The sequence below is a fragment of the Acinetobacter sp. ANC 4470 genome (assembly GCF_002135335.1).
Classification (GTDB): Bacteria; Pseudomonadota; Gammaproteobacteria; order Pseudomonadales; family Moraxellaceae; genus Acinetobacter.
Genome location: NZ_NEGC01000004.1, coordinates 1 through 16565 on the forward strand (window position 1 = coordinate 1; position 16565 = coordinate 16565).

At 35.4% G+C, this 16565-nt stretch carries 14 protein-coding genes; 3 read left to right on the forward strand and 11 right to left on the reverse strand.

Going from position 1 to position 16565, the window contains the following annotated elements; translation table 11 throughout:
• Positions 1–82: 82 nt before the first annotated feature.
• From B9T25_RS06970 to B9T25_RS06990, 5 genes are all read right to left on the reverse strand, one after another.
• Entirely contained in the window at positions 83–1297 is a 1215-nt protein-coding gene (locus B9T25_RS06970; protein WP_086187741.1) for an MFS transporter, read from the reverse strand.
• Between the two features lie 290 nt (positions 1298–1587).
• A complete protein-coding gene (gene gcvH, locus B9T25_RS06975; protein WP_086187742.1) occupies positions 1588–1962 on the reverse strand; it encodes a glycine cleavage system protein GcvH in 375 nt (124 codons plus the stop codon).
• A gap of 70 nt (positions 1963–2032) precedes the next feature.
• Complete coding sequence (locus B9T25_RS06980; RefSeq protein ID WP_086187743.1) at positions 2033–3061, reverse strand: helix-turn-helix domain-containing protein; 1029 nt, start codon at positions 3059–3061, stop codon at positions 2033–2035.
• Between the two features lie 110 nt (positions 3062–3171).
• A complete protein-coding gene (locus B9T25_RS06985; RefSeq protein ID WP_086187744.1) occupies positions 3172–3621 on the reverse strand; it encodes a MaoC family dehydratase in 450 nt (149 codons plus the stop codon).
• A complete protein-coding gene (locus B9T25_RS06990; protein WP_086187745.1) occupies positions 3621–5474 on the reverse strand; it encodes an ABC transporter ATP-binding protein in 1854 nt (617 codons plus the stop codon). The genes B9T25_RS06985 and B9T25_RS06990 overlap by 1 nt, the downstream gene beginning before the upstream one ends.
• 639 nt (positions 5475–6113) lie before the next feature.
• Here B9T25_RS06990 and B9T25_RS06995 point away from each other — a divergent pair.
• A complete protein-coding gene (locus B9T25_RS06995; RefSeq protein ID WP_086187746.1) occupies positions 6114–6386 on the forward strand; it encodes a hypothetical protein in 273 nt (90 codons plus the stop codon).
• 224 nt (positions 6387–6610) lie between these two features.
• On the opposite strand, the gene B9T25_RS07000 is transcribed toward B9T25_RS06995, so the two are convergent.
• From B9T25_RS07000 to plsB, 6 genes are all read right to left on the reverse strand, one after another.
• On the reverse strand, positions 6611–7147 hold the full coding sequence (locus tag B9T25_RS07000; protein WP_086187747.1) for a DUF2058 domain-containing protein: 537 nt from the start codon (positions 7145–7147) through the stop codon (positions 6611–6613).
• 14 nt (positions 7148–7161) lie between these two features.
• Positions 7162–7836, reverse strand: coding sequence for a YoaK family protein (locus B9T25_RS07005; RefSeq protein WP_086187748.1), 675 nt, complete (start codon positions 7834–7836; stop codon positions 7162–7164).
• 32 nt (positions 7837–7868) lie between these two features.
• Positions 7869–9062, reverse strand: coding sequence for a serine/threonine transporter SstT (sstT, locus tag B9T25_RS07010; RefSeq protein WP_086187749.1), 1194 nt, complete (start codon positions 9060–9062; stop codon positions 7869–7871).
• 169 nt (positions 9063–9231) lie between these two features.
• Complete coding sequence (locus B9T25_RS07015; RefSeq protein WP_086187750.1) at positions 9232–10959, reverse strand: SulP family inorganic anion transporter; 1728 nt, start codon at positions 10957–10959, stop codon at positions 9232–9234.
• A gap of 101 nt (positions 10960–11060) precedes the next feature.
• Complete coding sequence (locus B9T25_RS07020; protein ID WP_086187751.1) at positions 11061–11378, reverse strand: ArsR/SmtB family transcription factor; 318 nt, start codon at positions 11376–11378, stop codon at positions 11061–11063.
• Between the two features lie 191 nt (positions 11379–11569).
• Positions 11570–14068 carry a glycerol-3-phosphate 1-O-acyltransferase PlsB gene (gene plsB, locus B9T25_RS07025; RefSeq protein ID WP_086187752.1) on the reverse strand — a complete coding sequence of 833 codons (2499 nt, stop codon included), beginning with the start codon at positions 14066–14068 and terminating at the stop codon, positions 11570–11572.
• Positions 14069–14336: 268 nt separating this feature from the next.
• On the opposite strand from plsB, the gene cysK reads away from it, so the two are divergent.
• Together cysK and B9T25_RS07035 are read left to right on the forward strand one after the other, a co-directional pair.
• A complete protein-coding gene (gene cysK / locus B9T25_RS07030; protein ID WP_086187753.1) occupies positions 14337–15335 on the forward strand; it encodes a cysteine synthase A in 999 nt (332 codons plus the stop codon).
• 263 nt (positions 15336–15598) lie between these two features.
• A complete protein-coding gene (locus B9T25_RS07035; RefSeq protein ID WP_086187754.1) occupies positions 15599–16534 on the forward strand; it encodes a LysR family transcriptional regulator in 936 nt (311 codons plus the stop codon).
• The last annotated feature ends 31 nt before the right edge of the window (positions 16535–16565 follow it).

Genomic DNA, 16565 nt, shown 5'->3' on the forward strand with positions numbered 1-16565 from the left:
GACTTGGTTTTGATTTAATTGTTGAGGGATTGAAGTATGCACTTTTCCATCAAGATGATTCAAAAATACTAAATATCATTGATCAATTGCGATGCTGTAATCGATTACTAAAATCGAAATATGATTTTTGTCGTGTACAAAGATATAATTTATAAAATACTAAGCTTAATGCAGTAATGAATGCACACAGCAAATATGCAAAGCTATAGCCTTGCTGAGCAATGACAAGACCCAATAAAATTGATCCAAGTGCAATGCCTAAGTCGTAACAGGTAAAAAAAGTGGATGTTGCATGTCCAATACGATCTTTCGGTGAGTGCTGAATAGAGAGGGTTTGTAAACAAGGTTGGGCTGAGCCAAAACCCATTCCGACAAATATTGCAGCAATCATCAAACCAGCAACTGAATTGATTTGACTTAAAATGATTAGCCCAATTGAGAACAATGCAATTGCAGGATAAACCACATAGTTTGCTCCTTTTCGATCATAAATTTTCCCTGTAATGGGGCGTAAACTCATCATTGAAATTGCAAAGATCACAAAAAATAAACTGGCGTAGGGCAGTAAATTTTTTGATTCCGCAAATGTTGAAATAAACGACATAATACTAGCGTAAGAAAAAGAAACGAGCATTGCCATAATTGAAACAGGTAGCGCTTTTTTCTCGACAAAATCTTGCAGCGTTAAACGGCGCTTTATTTGAGTGATTGCTGATTTAGTTTCTGCTTGAATTGGAATCATGAAGCAAAAAATAAAACCGAGGCAAATAATTGCAGCAAGAATTCCTGCAACTGTGGTGTATGAAAGAGTTTGAATTAAAGTAAGACCGAGTAACGGCCCAAGGACAACACCTAAATTAATAGACATGATGAAATATCCCATGCCTTCACCTTTACGTTTTGCAGGAATAAAGTCATTGGCAATCGGGACGGTTACGGTGGTTAAAATACTAAACCAAATTCCATGCAAGAATCGAATCAGCAAGAGGATGGTCAGATTATCTGCGAGTAAGTAAGCAAAAGAGAATAGACAAAATAAGGCTTCAGAAATATAAAGTGTTTTTTTACGTCCAAATTTTTCAATGATTAATCCACTAAAGGGACGAACCGCAATTGATGATGCCATAAACAAAGTCATAGCTAAACCCGCTTGCGCTAAAGTGCCATGTAATTCATTTAAAATATAAATCGGCAAAATTGTCGTTTGTGCAAAATAAAACACAAACAAAAAAAGGTTATTGGCTAGACATAGAATAAAAGATTTATTCCACAATTGTTCGGCATTCTCTGAAGACATAATTTACCTAGATAATCATAAGTGAATACGGCTGATGAGGCTTATCAAGCAATTATTTTAAAGCTAGGGATATATTGTTGTAATGATTAGAGATAAGTCAAATAGTCGTTAGACGCTATAAATTCTAAATTGTTTTTGTTGAAAAGTACATCTTATTGATAATCTGTATATCAATTTTATATTTTTATTTATCATTAATATCACATTGTGATTATTCTTTTAATATATTGTGTTTTTTGCTTAAATAAAAATCAGCCATAAAGACTGATTTTTTGATGATACAGACAGAATTATAAGCCTGCTTCATATTCACTGCTTGAGAGTAGTTGTTCTATATCAGCCATATTGTTTGGCTTAATTTTATAAATCCAACCTTTGCCATAGGGATCATCATTGACAAAATCTGGATCATCATCTAAAGCTGTATTCACTTCAACCACTTCACCTGAAATAGGCGCATGAATGTCGGAGGCTGTTTTAACCGATTCAACCACACCAGTTTGCTGACCTGCAGTAATTTGCTGACCTAGTTCAGGGGTTTCCACATAAACTAAATCGCCTAATGCGTCTTGTGCATGGTCAGAAATACCTGTAATGACCAGATCACCTTCAATTTTGACCCATTCATGGGTGCTTGCATACTTCAAATCTGAAGGATGATTCATTGATGACTCCTTTAAAATATTCAAATCATTTTGCCATGTTTTATACATGTTTTTTGATCAAAACAAAAGTTTATAAATAAGGATCTTTACGCCAATTGCTTGGGCTACGACCACTCCAACGCTTAAATGCACGACTAAAATTGGCGACATCACTATAGCCTAGTTCATCTGCAATTAGTTCTAAGGTGTAATCTGTTCGTGAAAGGAGCGATGTTGCATGACGATAGCGAACTTCATCGACTAAGGTTGAAAAAGAAGTCCCTTCGGCAGCCAACTGGCGTTTTAAAGTTCGATCAGACATATGTAAACGGTCTGCGACATTTTCAATACTTAAATAATGCTGTTCCGAATTGGTCAAAATATCACGTACACGCATGGCTAGACGGCGGCGTTCACCTAATGCAGACAATTCAGCTTCACATTGATTAATCGCAATTTGACTGGCAATAGGGTCGGCATTCACCATTTTAAAACCAAGGTATTTTTTATCAAAACTAGACAATAAATGCGGTTGTTCAAAACGGAAATTATGTGATGGAAACTTATTGATATAGCGTTCAAAACCAGAAGGTTGAGCAAAATCAAAATCAATATCACCCGATAAATCATCACTCCCTGTTAAAGCTTTCGCCATAGTGATGATGCCGAAAGTCAAGGCAATGGTAATTTCAGTCCGTAAAGGCTCAATATCAAAATCGCATTGTAATTGCAGCGTTGCTTTTTCGCCAAAAGTGGAAAAATAAAGCTGTAAAAAGGGCATGCGTAACTGAATAAAGCGGTTAGCCAAGACCAAAGCATCGGTAATATCATGCGCTGTCATAATGGCATAGCCAATAAAACCATGAATTGAAATTCGCATTTGCGTACCCAAATGAAAACCTAAAGTCGGCTCTCCAGTTAAACGTAACGCATGTTTAACCAGCTCATTTGCAACCGGTGTCGGAATACGAAAATTTGGATCTGCTAATAGCTCACTGGTTAAATGAAAAGGTGTAAACAATGCTTCTGCATTGTAGCCCCAACGAGACACCACATCTAAGAGGAGTAGACCGTAAACACCGGGGATTCCTTGATCTTGTTTTGGAGAAATCGTTTTCATGCGCCATCCATTGCACTTTAGTCGTTTTTCTATTTGTTGATTTTCATATTGGCATGAAAAGAAACCGTATTCTATTAAAATTGTTCGACAATTATTTTAAAGTCTTTAAATTAAGCAGGCTTAAATTCTTTTTTAAAGACCACAATTTTTGTCGTAGAAATTAATAAAACATCATTATGTTGATTCAATGTTTGCGTTACATAGGTCACTATAGCGCGGTCAGTTTTAGTTTTTGATGGTGTAATCGCAACAATTTCAACTTCAACATGAATGTTATCATTAGGACGAGTCGGTCTTGGCCAACGAATACTGGATTCTGAACCAATTAGTCCATACGCCACGGGAAAACATTCTGTCCATAAGCGCATGGTCACCGCAGAAGTATGCCATCCACTTGCAGCAATACCTTGAAAAATAGGATGCGCTTTGGCTTGATCCTCATCGGTATGGAAAATTTGTGGATCATAAGCATGGGCAAATTGTTTAATTTCTTCTAATGTCATTTCATATTCACGACTAATGAAACGATCACCCAATTTTATATCTTCTAAATACAACATTAATCCAATTCCTTTTTTTTCAATGCTTGTTGCTCTATTAAAAAACTACCAGTTTGTCTTTGCCATAAATGCGCATAAATCCCACCCAATGCCACCAGTTCATCATGCGTACCTTGTTCTGCAATGCATCCTTGATCTAATACAATCAAACGATCCATTTGTGCAATTGTTGAAAGTCGATGCGCAATCGCGATGACGGTTTTACCTTGCATTAATTCGTCTAAACTAGATTGAATTGCAGCTTCAACTTCTGAATCTAAAGCACTGGTTGCTTCATCTAAAATTAAAATAGGTGCATCTTTTAAAAATACTCGTGCTATTGCAATGCGTTGACGTTGCCCACCAGAGAGTTTTACACCGCGTTCACCGACATAGGCTTCATAACCCGATTTACCACGTAAGTCGGTAAGTTGAGGAATAAAATCTTCTGCTTTGGCTTTACGAACTGCATCAAACATTTGTTCATCTGTTGCATTTGGACGGCCATATTTAATATTTTCAGCCACAGTACGATGTAATAAAGAGGTATCTTGGGTTACCAATGCAATACTTTTTCGTAAACTGTCTTGGGTTACATCTTGAATGTTTTGACCATCAATCGAAATACGACCTTGGTTGATCTCATAGAAATGCAATAACAGTTGAATTAAAGTCGATTTTCCTGCACCAGAACGCCCCACAATACCAATTTTTTCACCAGGTTTGATGGTTAAATTTAAATGATCAATCACATTTTTATTGTTATAAGCAAAACTGACATCTTCAAACTTGATTTCACCTTGTGGCACTTGTAATGGGAAAGCATCTTTTTTGTCTTGAATGTGAATAGGACGACCCAGTGTTTTCATGCCATCTTGAATCGTTCCGACATTTTCAAAAAGTGCAGAGGTTTGCCACATCATAAATTCAGCAATACTATTGAGTTTTAAAATCATGGCTGTCGTTGCAGCAATAATACCCAATTCTGCTTGCCCATTGATCCAAAGCCAAATAGCTGTACCTAAAACCCCAACGTATAACACCACACTTAATAAGTTAATGCTGATTTCATATTGCACGCCTAAACGCATTTGTTGATAAACCGTAGTCATAAACCCCTGCATGGATTCTTTGGCATACTGACTTTCATGACCTGCATGGGCAAATAATTTAACGGTTTGAATATTGGTATAAGCATCTGTTACACGACCCGTCATGATTGCACGAGCATCGGCTTGTTTATTAGAAATTCGGCTCAAACGCGGAATGAAAAAACAAGCAGCAGCAATAAACAGAACCAACCAGAGCATCAGAGGTAAAATCAACATTGGGGAAATTGCACCCAATACAAAGCTGATTGTTATGAAATAAATGACCACATAGGCCAGCATGTCACCTAAAATTACCCAAAACTCACGTACTGCGAGCGAAGTCTGCATAACTTTAGCGGATAAACGACCAGCAAAATCATTATGGAAAAAATCTAAACTTTGTTGTAAGAGTAAGTTGTGAAAACGCCAACGTAGGCGCATTGGAAAGGTACTGTAAAGAATCTGATGTTTAATAATTGATTGGAAACTTGCAAAAACAATATTGGCAAAAAGAATGCACGTCAGCAGTGTTAAATTTTGAGTATGTTCAGCTAAGAATGTTTCGGGTTGGCTTTTACTTAACCAATTTACTAAATCGCCAATTTTTGCATAGAGTACCGCTTCAAAACTCGCAGCTCCTGCAGTACATAATACCAATAACAATAAATAGGGGCGAACACCTGTTGCAGCTTGCCAGACAAAAGGGAAAAAACGGGTTGGGAGTGGTTTATTTAAGTCTTTTGATGGATAAGGATCGACGCGTTTTTCAAACCACTTCAACATAAGTTGTACCTTCAAACCTTAATAATATTAAATTTCAGTAAATTACATTTTTTGTATTAAAAACAATAATTTGATTGATAGCTTAGAACATGTTTAAACCTATGTAAACACCGATTTTGCTGTACTAATGCGTTTATATTTAGGCTCTAGTTTACGCCATAATGGAAAAAACGGAAAAGGGGTAAATTTATGGGGGTTAATCTTTACCTGAACACTTTTAGATGGGACTTGTTATAGACTGACCAATGAGTTGTTCGATATATTTTAGGTGCAGGCTCATTCATCTGAGATATATATGACTGAATAAGCACTTACGGATAGGGTTGTGCAACAAAGCCAGTCAGATCACATCAATAAAATAGCGACAAGTTATACATAAAAATAGCTTAATTTGATGACTCTAATCTCGATGAGAGTCAATACTGTGGAATACCACAAATGTAGTAAAGATAATTAATTCTGTAAAGTTGAATATGTTTAATTATATTTTGTTTAGTTAAACTTAAAACACTGTTTTGTTATTTTGTTTATTAAAAAATTATGTTGCCTAAATATGAAAATGTAATAATATGACAATGCACTGTGTGGAATATACATTAAAATTAAGTATTAATTAATAAAATGTTATGGAACATAATAATGCCTCAAAATAATCCTAAATTCATATTAGAACAGATTTACAATTTCATTGTTGAAAGACCAACAATAGACTCTCAAAGTCAATTTATGCAATTGAAGACTTTTTTGAGTGAGTTGCATGAGTGTGATAAATCTACATTTGAGGCTGTAAAACCTTATAATTATAAAGGGGTGTTTAATGGCAAGCAGCAAACCATATTGGCTCATGCAGCTCCAATTTTTATGCAAAAAAATGAATTTTTACATTGGATTAGTAATCAATTAGAGCAATAGTAACTAGTCTGAAAAAAACCACCTTCGGGTGGTTTTTTGTTTACTTAGACTCATGAAATACACGCCACTCTGATCAATAAAAATAGATCCTTTTATAGGATGAACCCCAGTATGTGCCATTTTTTTAAATGTATCGAAATTAAGCTAATTTTTTTGAATGTTGTTGTGAGTACAACGTATATGAATATAGGCTGTACTCATTTTTAATGATCAATACACTGAACTTACCACATTAAATCATCAGGAATAATATATGCTGCATATGGATCTTCTTCATCAGTGGTTTGTTCATTCTTTTCAGAATTATTGACAATAATGAAGCCTTCCATTTTGTCATTAATACGATCTGCTAAGGCTTTTGGTAAAACGGCATAGCTATCACTTTCTTTAGCAACCACCAATGAACCAGAAACGAGTGCATTATAAATTTGTTGATTAAGATAAATCTTTTTGACTTTACTCTCATCAATAAATTGATATGACACTTCGCCATCTATATCACGAATTTTATGCTGATTGATCATTTGAATAATGGCAGCTTTAAGTTCTTTACCTTGCAACAGACGTTTTTTTTCTAAATCTAAAGCTTGGTCTTTTTCAAGTTTCTCTTGCTTATCTTGCGCAATTTTTGCTTTTAATTCAGCTTCATCGCTTTGCCCAGTACGTTGCTCATGAACCGCCTGTTTAGACAGTTTTTTAGCCTTTTTATTATCGACTAAACCGGCTTTTAGTAATTGAGCCTGTAATGCATTTTTGACCATAATAAATTCCGAAACTACTCTTGAATACGTCGATAACGAAAATAAATAACCCAATATACGATGCTCAGTATCCAACTTAACAACGCAGGGACAAGGAATGAATTTAATTTTAAATAGGGATAAATCATGCTGGCAACCAAACCACCCAAGAGAAATCCAAATAAAATAACTAAATATAGAATAATTCGTCTTCGATCTACATCTAAGCCACGTAAGCAATAACCTAACGCTAAACCTAAATCAGTCAAAACACCAGATAAATGGGTGGTGCGAATAATCGTGCCTTTGTAATGGCTAACCATCGCATTTTGTACGCCCATCGCCACACATGCCCAAAGTAAGGCATAACGAGGGAAATAGGGCAATAAAGCCCAACACAGTACAATAAAAAAAGCCACTAAGTTTAAAGGTAAACCATAACGGCGCCCTAAACTAAAGTGACTATTTCCAAGAATAAATCCGCTATAAAATGAACCGATCACATAACATAGAACAACTAAGGTTAAGTAGATGATGGTGTTTGGTTGCCAATGTAGCAAAGCCATCGCCAATATACTGACATTACCAGTCATATGTGAAACGGACTGATGTAAAACGGTCACCAGTCCAAGGACGTTAATCATTCCTGCATTCACTGCAAGAAAAAAAGCACCTAATTGAACCCAAAGCGGTAAAGTTTGAAGAGGCATAACGTCATAAAAAATACTTAGTAATGACTATCTTAATCTAAACCGCGGTCAACAGCAGCAGTAAATAGCACATCTGTGGAAGAATTTAATGCAGTTTCAGTCGAATCCTGTAACACACTAATCACCATACCAATGGCAACCACTTGCATGGCGATATCTGAACTAATTCCAAATAAGCCACAGGCCACAGGAATGAGCAGTAAAGAACCACCTGCAACGCCAGATGCACCACATGCTGAAACAGTTGCGATCACAGATAAAATCAACATTGTTGTAAAATCAGTTGAAATACCCAAAGTATTGACGGTTGCTAAGGTCAGTACGGTGATGGTGACAGCTGCACCGGCCATATTAATGGTTGCACCTAATGGAATAGCGACATTTGCGGTGGACTCATTGATTCCTAAGCGTTTTGCTAAATCCAAGTTCACTGGAATATTTGCTGCTGAACTACGGGTAAAGAATGCGGTAATCCCACTTTCTCGTAAACATTGAAAAACCAATGGATATGGATTTGAGCGGGTAACAATTGCCACCAGAATTGGGTTGACCACCAATGCCACAAAAAACATAGTACCAAGCAGCACGGCTAATAAGTGAGCATAGCTTTCAAGCGTACTTAAACCTGCTTCAGCAAATGTGACAGCAACCAGACCGAAAATACCAATAGGAGCAAAATTAATCACTAAACGGATAACATGGTTGACTGCCGTTGCAGCATCAGTCAACACCACTTTGGTGGTGTCACTTGCATGACGGAATGCAGCACCTAAAGCAACAGCCCATGCCAAAATACCAATGAAGTTTGCTTCACTAATTGCAGTAACAGGATTAGCCACAAAGCTTAAAAGTAGGTTTTTGAAAATTTCACTTAAGCTACCTGGCGGTTGTAAATCGGCTTGTGTAGAAATGTCCAGAAACAATGTACTAGGAAATACAATACTGACAATGACAGCACTTAAGGCAGCTAGGAGCATACCAATTGCATACATCATCATAATTGGCTTAATTTTAGCGCTATGCCCAACTTTAAAATTAGCAATCGAGGATAAAACAAGGACAAAAACTAAAATAGGTGCAACAGATTTAAGCGCTTTAATAAACAAGTCACCCAATAAACTTAAATATGGAGCGATATTCGGGAACACAACAGCAACGCCAATACCTAAAATAATGGCGATAATAATTCTGGAGACTAAACTCAAACGCATTAAAGCAGAAAACATAAGGGTGCCTTGTTAGAAAGACGAGGACTAAAAAATTTACATATATGCCCGCCATTTTATACTTAAAAGAGGAGCTGCTAAAAATTAATTTTTATAGAAAAATTAACTCTTTATTTTTAAAGTTGATATTTTTGTTTTTGAATATTTTTATCATCAAGGAATGCTTAAATTATTTAAAAACTTCTGGTGCAAGTTGCTGCATTGCTTGAAAATGAGTCAGATAAATTTGCCCAGTTAAATGTTTTAATAATTTGGAATGCTGTAATTTATCCATAACAGGACCCTTAATTTCGGATAAATGTAATTTAATATTCAACTTGTTTAATTCAGCATTTACGTCCTCCAACATTTCTAAGGCACTGAGATCAATTGAACTGATACTTGAACAATTAATCACCACATGTTCTAAATCAATATACTGACTGACAGCATTAATTAAAAAACCTTTGAAAATATGGGTATTTAAAAAGTTTAAATTTTCATCAATACGCATTGAAAGTAATTTAGATGAAGTCAGCACATGATGACGTTGGACATTCCTAAAATGTTGCGTACCTTCAAGTAAGCCAATAACCGCAATATGTGGGCGACTAATTCGCCACAATAAAAGTATAAAGGTTGAGATAATCCCGATCATTAAACCTGTGGAAATATCAATACAGACCACCCCGAAGAAGGTAATCCACATGGCAATTCCATCTGCTTTGGAATAACGCCACGTTTCGATAAAAGGTTTGAAATCGACTAATTTCCAAATGGAAACAATAATGGTGGCTGCCAGAATCGCTAAAGGCAAATCACGAAAAAACCCTGTGAAATAAAGACTGACCAAAACAATTAGAAACGATGAAAAAACACCTGCCATTGGGGTTTTAGCCCCAGAGTCTGCATTAACAACCGTTCGAGATAAACTTCCTGTGACTGGAAATGCAGAGCTTAAACCTGCACTTAAATTGGCCAAACCTAAAGCGACTAACTCTTGATTGCTATTTAAGTCACTTCGTTGTTGTAAAGCTGTTGCCTGAGCAATTGACAATGATTCGACAAAGCTAACCATGGCAATCATGGTCGCACCGGGTAATAAGGTAATGACCAAGTCCATATTCCAGTATGGCATGCTAATGGGTGGAAATCCTGAAGGTATTTCCCCGACGGTTTTAATTCCGACTTCTTTTAAGTTTAGAAAATAGACAGCGGCAATTGAAGCCACCACGAGGACTAAAGGCAGTGCTTTTGAAATAAAAGCGGTAGAACCCATTCGGCTTTGAATGGCATTTGAGCTTAATATTTTTGGCATATAAATGAGAAAGCACAAAGCTAGCATGCCAAAAATAAAGGTTTCAATATTGCTATAACGGATGTATTGCCAAAAACTGAGTAAAAATTCAGGAATATTATTGGCTTCTAACGGTACATCGACCAGAAATTTGAATTGCCCTAAAGCGATGAGTAATGCCGAAGCAATAATAAAACTCTGAATGACAGGGTGGCTAATCAATTGAATCAGAAAGCCAAATTTTAACAGGCCTAACAATAATGAAATGACACCAACCATAAAAGCCAGTAAACAAGCCGCTTGTATATAGACTGGAGAGCCGACTTCAAACAATGGATTTAAAGTCGCAAAGGTCATCATGGAAATAATAGCAACTGGACCAATAGAAAGCGTAGGACTACCACCCACCATGGCATAAATAATCATGGGGAGGATACTGGCATACAAACCCATAATAGGTGGCAAGCCTGCAAGCATGGCATAAGCCATACCTTGTGGAACCAGCATAGCGATTACAATAAGTGCAGAAAGAATATCTGATTTAAATTTAGCTTGGTTATATTTACGAAGCCATTGCCAAGCAGGCAATAATGTCATTAAGCGAGAATTTAAATCTGACATATCTAAAGCTAAATCACTATTTTAGATATATTATGCATAAAAAATGCTAAGAAGTCTTAATTCAATGAATTTCTTTATTTAATTTAATGTTATTTGTCTGATTAAATTAGATTTTTAGGGCAATATAATTGATATAACGTATTTAATACTTGCACCAATTTTTCATCTTTAATGGAATAAAAAATTTGCTTACCATCACGGCGAGTAGAAACCACATCACTTTTGCGTAACATCATCAACTGTTGAGATAAAGTAGGCTGATTAATTTGTGTCAACTCTTCTATTTGTGAAACATTTAACTCTTGTTTGGCAAGGTGACATAAAATAAGTAAACGATCTGTATTGGCCAATGATTTTAATATGGTGACAACAATATCCACAGAATCATGCATAGAAGCAATTTCAAGATCGGTGTTCATACGAATTTCTCATACTAATTAACACTAATATACGCAGTATAATGCTTCAATAATTGAATAAATTAGAAAAAGTTCATATTTTCAATTCTTTTTAATGAACACAAATATCAAATATTCTGATATAAATTTAAATAAGACATTTAATTTAAGATAAATGCCTTATGCTGGTGCACAATATTATGAACTGATGATTATTTACTTGGTTGTTTAAATCCTTTTAATTCTTTTTCAGTAAAATTAACTACTTCGATGATTGCTTGATGCATTTCAGAACTATACCAACTAAAACTAACTGATATTTTTTCTTCAAAATCATCGCTTATAACAAAATGATCATCTTTAACACTCAATACGCTATTTTGTTTAAGTACTGAAATAAAACTTTTTAAGGTCGCACTATCAAAATAATAACCAGATTGAATTTTTTGCATTTGAGAAAGTTTTTGCAGTACAGCTTTACTCATATTTTCTAACGCTTTGAGCGTTAACGATTGAGTTGGTGCGTATTGTTGCAGTAATGCTGAGATAATCAGCATATTATTCAGACTAGCACTCGATAAATGTGCTAGTGATAAAAGCTTACTTTGCATGTGTTCATCTAATGTTACTGAAACAGTATTATCCTGAAAAACAATCCAGCCTAAATTTTCTAAGCTATTTATAATTGAAGTAATTTCATTTTCTAATTCATCTAGATTCCATTTTAAGAAAAACTCTTCTTTAAAAGAAGGATACATATTTTTAATGGTATCTATTAAATAATGGCATGATATTTTTTGATGAGATTGAATAATCATTGCAACTAATGCAGGAAGAATAAAACAGTGCAGAATATTGTTACTAAAATAACTTAATAGTATTTTTTGACTTTCAGCAACGCGAATCCAATTTTCATGATTTTGGCTAAAAACTTCAACTTGTTTTAACTTGATAGCATATTGAATAATTTCAACATTGGACAGCTCGGTCATCATCATTCTTGCATCATATTTTACCTCATTGAGTAAATAACGGTATTGATCAATCTGCGAGATTAAATCATTTTCATTTAAAATATGATTTTCAGAATTTAATAAAATAAGTGAGATTAAGGAAATAGGGTTGACCACAACGGCTTTATTAATATTTTCTAAAATTGAATTTGCTACTTGATCCACGGTTTGAATCACGGGTTGTGGCAACTCATCATGAATATTTAATTCAATCTGATCTGCTTGGTTGGCTGCTAACACTTGATCTAGAAAAATGGGTTCACCAAAATTAACATGCACTTGCCCAAAGATTTTTTCAATTTTACGTGCTGAACTTAAAATCCCCCAAATGGATTCGGCTTCCTTCGGTTTACCATTTAGTTCATTTAAGTAAGATGTACCTTCGATCAGCTTTTCATAGCCGAAATAGGTTGGAATAAAGGCAATTGGTTTGGTTGCACCACGTAAATGACTTTGCACAGTCATCGAAAGCATACCTTTTTTCGGTGGTAACAGCAGACCAGTACGTGAACGTCCACCTTCAATAAAATATTCTAACGGTGTGTTTCGTGATAATAGGCTGTGTAAATACTCTTTAAAAACAGAAGTATATAAATCATTTCCACTAAAGGTTCGACGAATAAAATAAGCGCCAGCACCGCGCATGATTTGCCCGACCACAGGTAGGTTTAAGTTAATACCTGCTGCAATATGCGGAACCATTAAGCCACGATTGAAAATCACATAAGAGAGCAGCAAATAGTCGATATGGCTGCGATGACAAGGCGTATAGACAATCTCATAATCCTTGGCTAACTCGCGAACGGTATCGAAATTATGGACTTCAATACCATCATAAAGCTGCGTCCATAACTTGGTGAGCGCAATTTCAGCAAAACGTAAAGTTGAATATGAGAAATCAGAAACCACTTCGGTTAAATAACCTTTGGCTCGATTTTCTGCTTCAAACATACTAATTTTATGATCAATACTTTCTTTTCGAATCGCATCTTGAATTGTTTCAGTTTTCATTAATTTATTAATGAGATTGCGACGGTCTGATAAATCTGGACCTAAAATTGCTTCTTTGTATTTATTAAAATTTGAATTGAGTTCTTTGACAATTGAATGCGCTGGAGAAAAGTTTGGACGTTCAATTTTCGCTTCTTCAATCGCGGCTTTAAGTGAAATCGGTTTATGAAACTCAATGTAGTTTTCACGACCATATATAGAAATATTGAGGGCTTGTTTTAATTTGGATGGGGTAGACCAAGCATCGGAAAATAAAGCCTTAAACCAAGAATCTTCATATTCAGGCGAACGTCCCCATAAAACAGTCACAGGCACCAGTTCAATATCGTATTCAGGATATTTTTCTAACACTTCAATCATTCGAATCAATTTAGCCGAATAATGATAAGCCTCACTTTTTGAGCTGGGCATATTTAAGGCGAGTATAGAATCTTCTTCTTGAAATTCTTGAATCATTAAAGGGGCAAAAACAGAAGGCAGTTTACGTGTTTTGGCTTCGCTGTCGATTAATACCGTATTGCTTAGCGATGAATCTTGTAATACATAACAAATTAATTTTTTATCGAATTGATTTTCTATGTTTTTTTCTAATTCGGTGGTGTTGCCTAAGACTTGAGGCGTGACGATCTTATCTAGAATTTTTTGCGTAAATTGGCGATAGAATCGGCTATAACCCTTATTAGACATCGTATTCCCTAAATTAGTTTTCATTTGATTGATATTGTGTGCAATAACATGAATAAATACAAACTTTATTGATGACAAATAGGTCATTTAAGTTGTAACTATTTAAGAAAATTTGAACGGTAATTATCGACAAAATTTTCTATTTTTTAGTTTTAAATAGGCAATTAAAGTTGCATAAAAATTGAATTAGAAAAGCTTATCTTCAATGTATAAATGGCTTATGATGAATCCATGACCTTAAAATCAAAAATCGCTCAAGGGAGTTAAAATGACAACAGATTCTGCTTTTCCAACACCAAAAAATTTAGGTATAGCGGTTTATAGCAATAATGCTGAAGCGATTGGCAACACGCCATTGATTCGTATTAATCGTTCAATTTCTTCACCTGCTACAGTCTTGGCTAAAATTGAAAGCCGTAATCCTGCTTTTTCTGTGAAATGCCGTATCGGTACAGCTTTAATTGCAGATGCTGAAGAAAAAGGTTTACTTAAACCGGGTATGCATATTGTAGAACCCACCAGTGGTAATACGGGTATTGCGCTTGCATTTGTTGCTGCTGCAAAGGGTTATGCTATTACTTTAACCATGCCTGCAAGTATGAGTATTGAGCGTCGTAAAGTATTAAAAGCCTTTGGTGCAAATTTGGTGCTGACAGAACCTGCAAAAGGGATGAAGGGGGCTGTTGATGAAGCTGTTCGTTTAGCTACTGAACAACCTGATTTATATTATTTACCGCAACAATTTGAAAACCCAGCCAATCCTAAAATTCATGAGCAAACCACTGGCCCAGAAATTTGGGAAGCCACAGGTGGTAAGGTTGATATTTTAGTTTCTGGCGTAGGTACAGGCGGTACGATTACAGGTATTTCTCGCTATTTTGAGCAAGTGAGAAATCAACCACTTTATTCAGTTGCAGTTGAACCTGCGGAATCGCCAATTATTGGGCAAACCAAACGTGGCGAAGCATTGACCCCCGGACCGCATAAAATCCAAGGGATTGGTGCAAACTTTATTCCTAAAAATTTAGACCTAGATTTAGTTGATGAAGTGATTGCCATTGAAAGTGCTAAAGCCGTTGAATGGGCACGTAAAACTGCAACGCAGGAAGGTATTTTGGTGGGAATTTCAAGTGGCGCAGCAATGGCAGCTGCGGCTGAATTGGCAGCACGTCCTGAAAATGCTGGAAAAACCATTGTGGTAATTTTACCTGATGCAGGTGAGCGTTATTTGTCTTCTGTATTATTTGAAGATATCTCTGCTGAATAGTTTTTAGCTTTTTAGCTAATCGATCAAATGTTTGACTTAAATATGAAAAACTCAGTTTTAAGTCAAACAGGTTCCATCATTATTTTTAATCGTAATGCTTGATACAAAAAGTCTATTCTTGTCTTTCCTTATTCATTTATAATATGAAACATCATTTAATTTCGATGAAACAGCATATTCGAAATAAATAGATATAGGAAATATATCTAAAAAAGTAGATGATGTATCACCGTTACATATAGAAAATAGTAGGATTTTGATTAGTGTTTGAGCTTGACTGTAAATTACTCAGTGTTTTTCTCTATATTTATAAATATAAAAGTGTTTCGCTTGCAGCAGAATATCTGTCGATGAGTCAACCGACAGTAAGTAATATTCTGAATAAAATCAGACAGCATTATAACGATCCTCTTTTTTTAAGGATTGGTAATGAAATGGTTCCAACCGAACTTTCTAAACAACTTTTTCCTTTGGTCAGTGAGGCGCTCAGTAAAGTTGAGATCATTAATAATTTTACTATTAATTTTGACCAGTCAACTTCACAGCAGAAGTTTACCATTGCGATGACCGATGTTTCACATTTAGTTTTATTGCCTAAAATTTCCCAGTATTTAAAAAAACATGCTTCACATATTCGCCTAAATGTTCGCGGTATTACCTCTGAAACCAGTTATCAAATGGCCAATGGTGAAATTGATTTAGCCATTGGCTTTTTACCGAATTTGGAAAATGGTTTTTATCAACAAAAATTATTTGAACAATATTATGTAGTCATCGCTTCAAAAAACCATCCTCGACTCAATAGTAATAATTTGACCATTGAACAATATTTAAATGAACCACATATCGATATTGATGCGGGCTTTGGGCATTACCATATTGAAAATGAGCTATTAAATTTAGAATTAAAACGTAATATTTTAATGCGACTGCCGAGCTATTTAGGGGTAGGGCTAGTGGTTCAGGAAACCGATGCAATTGCGACAGTGCCTTATTATTTGAGCGAAGTTTTATTGTCACGTGGTAATTTGCAAATTTTTGATGCTCCAATTACCTTTCCAACTTATGCAGTAAAACAATATTGGCACATGTCATGTCATCATAAAACCAGCCATCAATGGTTGCGTCAGATGTGTTATGAGTTATTCAGTCAAATGAATGATTCAGATGGTTCAAGCCATGGAATTATTCAGCAATAATTAAACCATAAGATAGATGTTCGATCATTTC

Excerpts from the sequence above, each read along its gene's own strand:
- B9T25_RS06970 (WP_086187741.1), bottom strand. The coding sequence starts at position 1,297 with ATGTCTTCAGAGAATGCCGAACAATTGTGGAATAAATCTTTTATTCTA.
- gcvH (WP_086187742.1), bottom strand. The coding sequence starts at position 1,962 with ATGAATCATCCTTCAGATTTGAAGTATGCAAGCACCCATGAATGGGTC.
- B9T25_RS06980 (WP_086187743.1), bottom strand. The coding sequence starts at position 3,061 with ATGAAAACGATTTCTCCAAAACAAGATCAAGGAATCCCCGGTGTTTAC.
- B9T25_RS06985 (WP_086187744.1), bottom strand. The coding sequence starts at position 3,621 with ATGTTGTATTTAGAAGATATAAAATTGGGTGATCGTTTCATTAGTCGT.
- B9T25_RS06990 (WP_086187745.1), bottom strand. The coding sequence starts at position 5,474 with ATGTTGAAGTGGTTTGAAAAACGCGTCGATCCTTATCCATCAAAAGAC.
- B9T25_RS06995 (WP_086187746.1), top strand. The coding sequence starts at position 6,114 with ATGCCTCAAAATAATCCTAAATTCATATTAGAACAGATTTACAATTTC.
- B9T25_RS07000 (WP_086187747.1), bottom strand. The coding sequence starts at position 7,147 with ATGGTCAAAAATGCATTACAGGCTCAATTACTAAAAGCCGGTTTAGTC.
- B9T25_RS07005 (WP_086187748.1), bottom strand. The coding sequence starts at position 7,836 with ATGCCTCTTCAAACTTTACCGCTTTGGGTTCAATTAGGTGCTTTTTTT.
- sstT (WP_086187749.1), bottom strand. The coding sequence starts at position 9,062 with ATGTTTTCTGCTTTAATGCGTTTGAGTTTAGTCTCCAGAATTATTATC.
- B9T25_RS07015 (WP_086187750.1), bottom strand. The coding sequence starts at position 10,959 with ATGTCAGATTTAAATTCTCGCTTAATGACATTATTGCCTGCTTGGCAA.
- B9T25_RS07020 (WP_086187751.1), bottom strand. The coding sequence starts at position 11,378 with ATGAACACCGATCTTGAAATTGCTTCTATGCATGATTCTGTGGATATT.
- plsB (WP_086187752.1), bottom strand. The coding sequence starts at position 14,068 with ATGTCTAATAAGGGTTATAGCCGATTCTATCGCCAATTTACGCAAAAA.
- cysK (WP_086187753.1), top strand. The coding sequence starts at position 14,337 with ATGACAACAGATTCTGCTTTTCCAACACCAAAAAATTTAGGTATAGCG.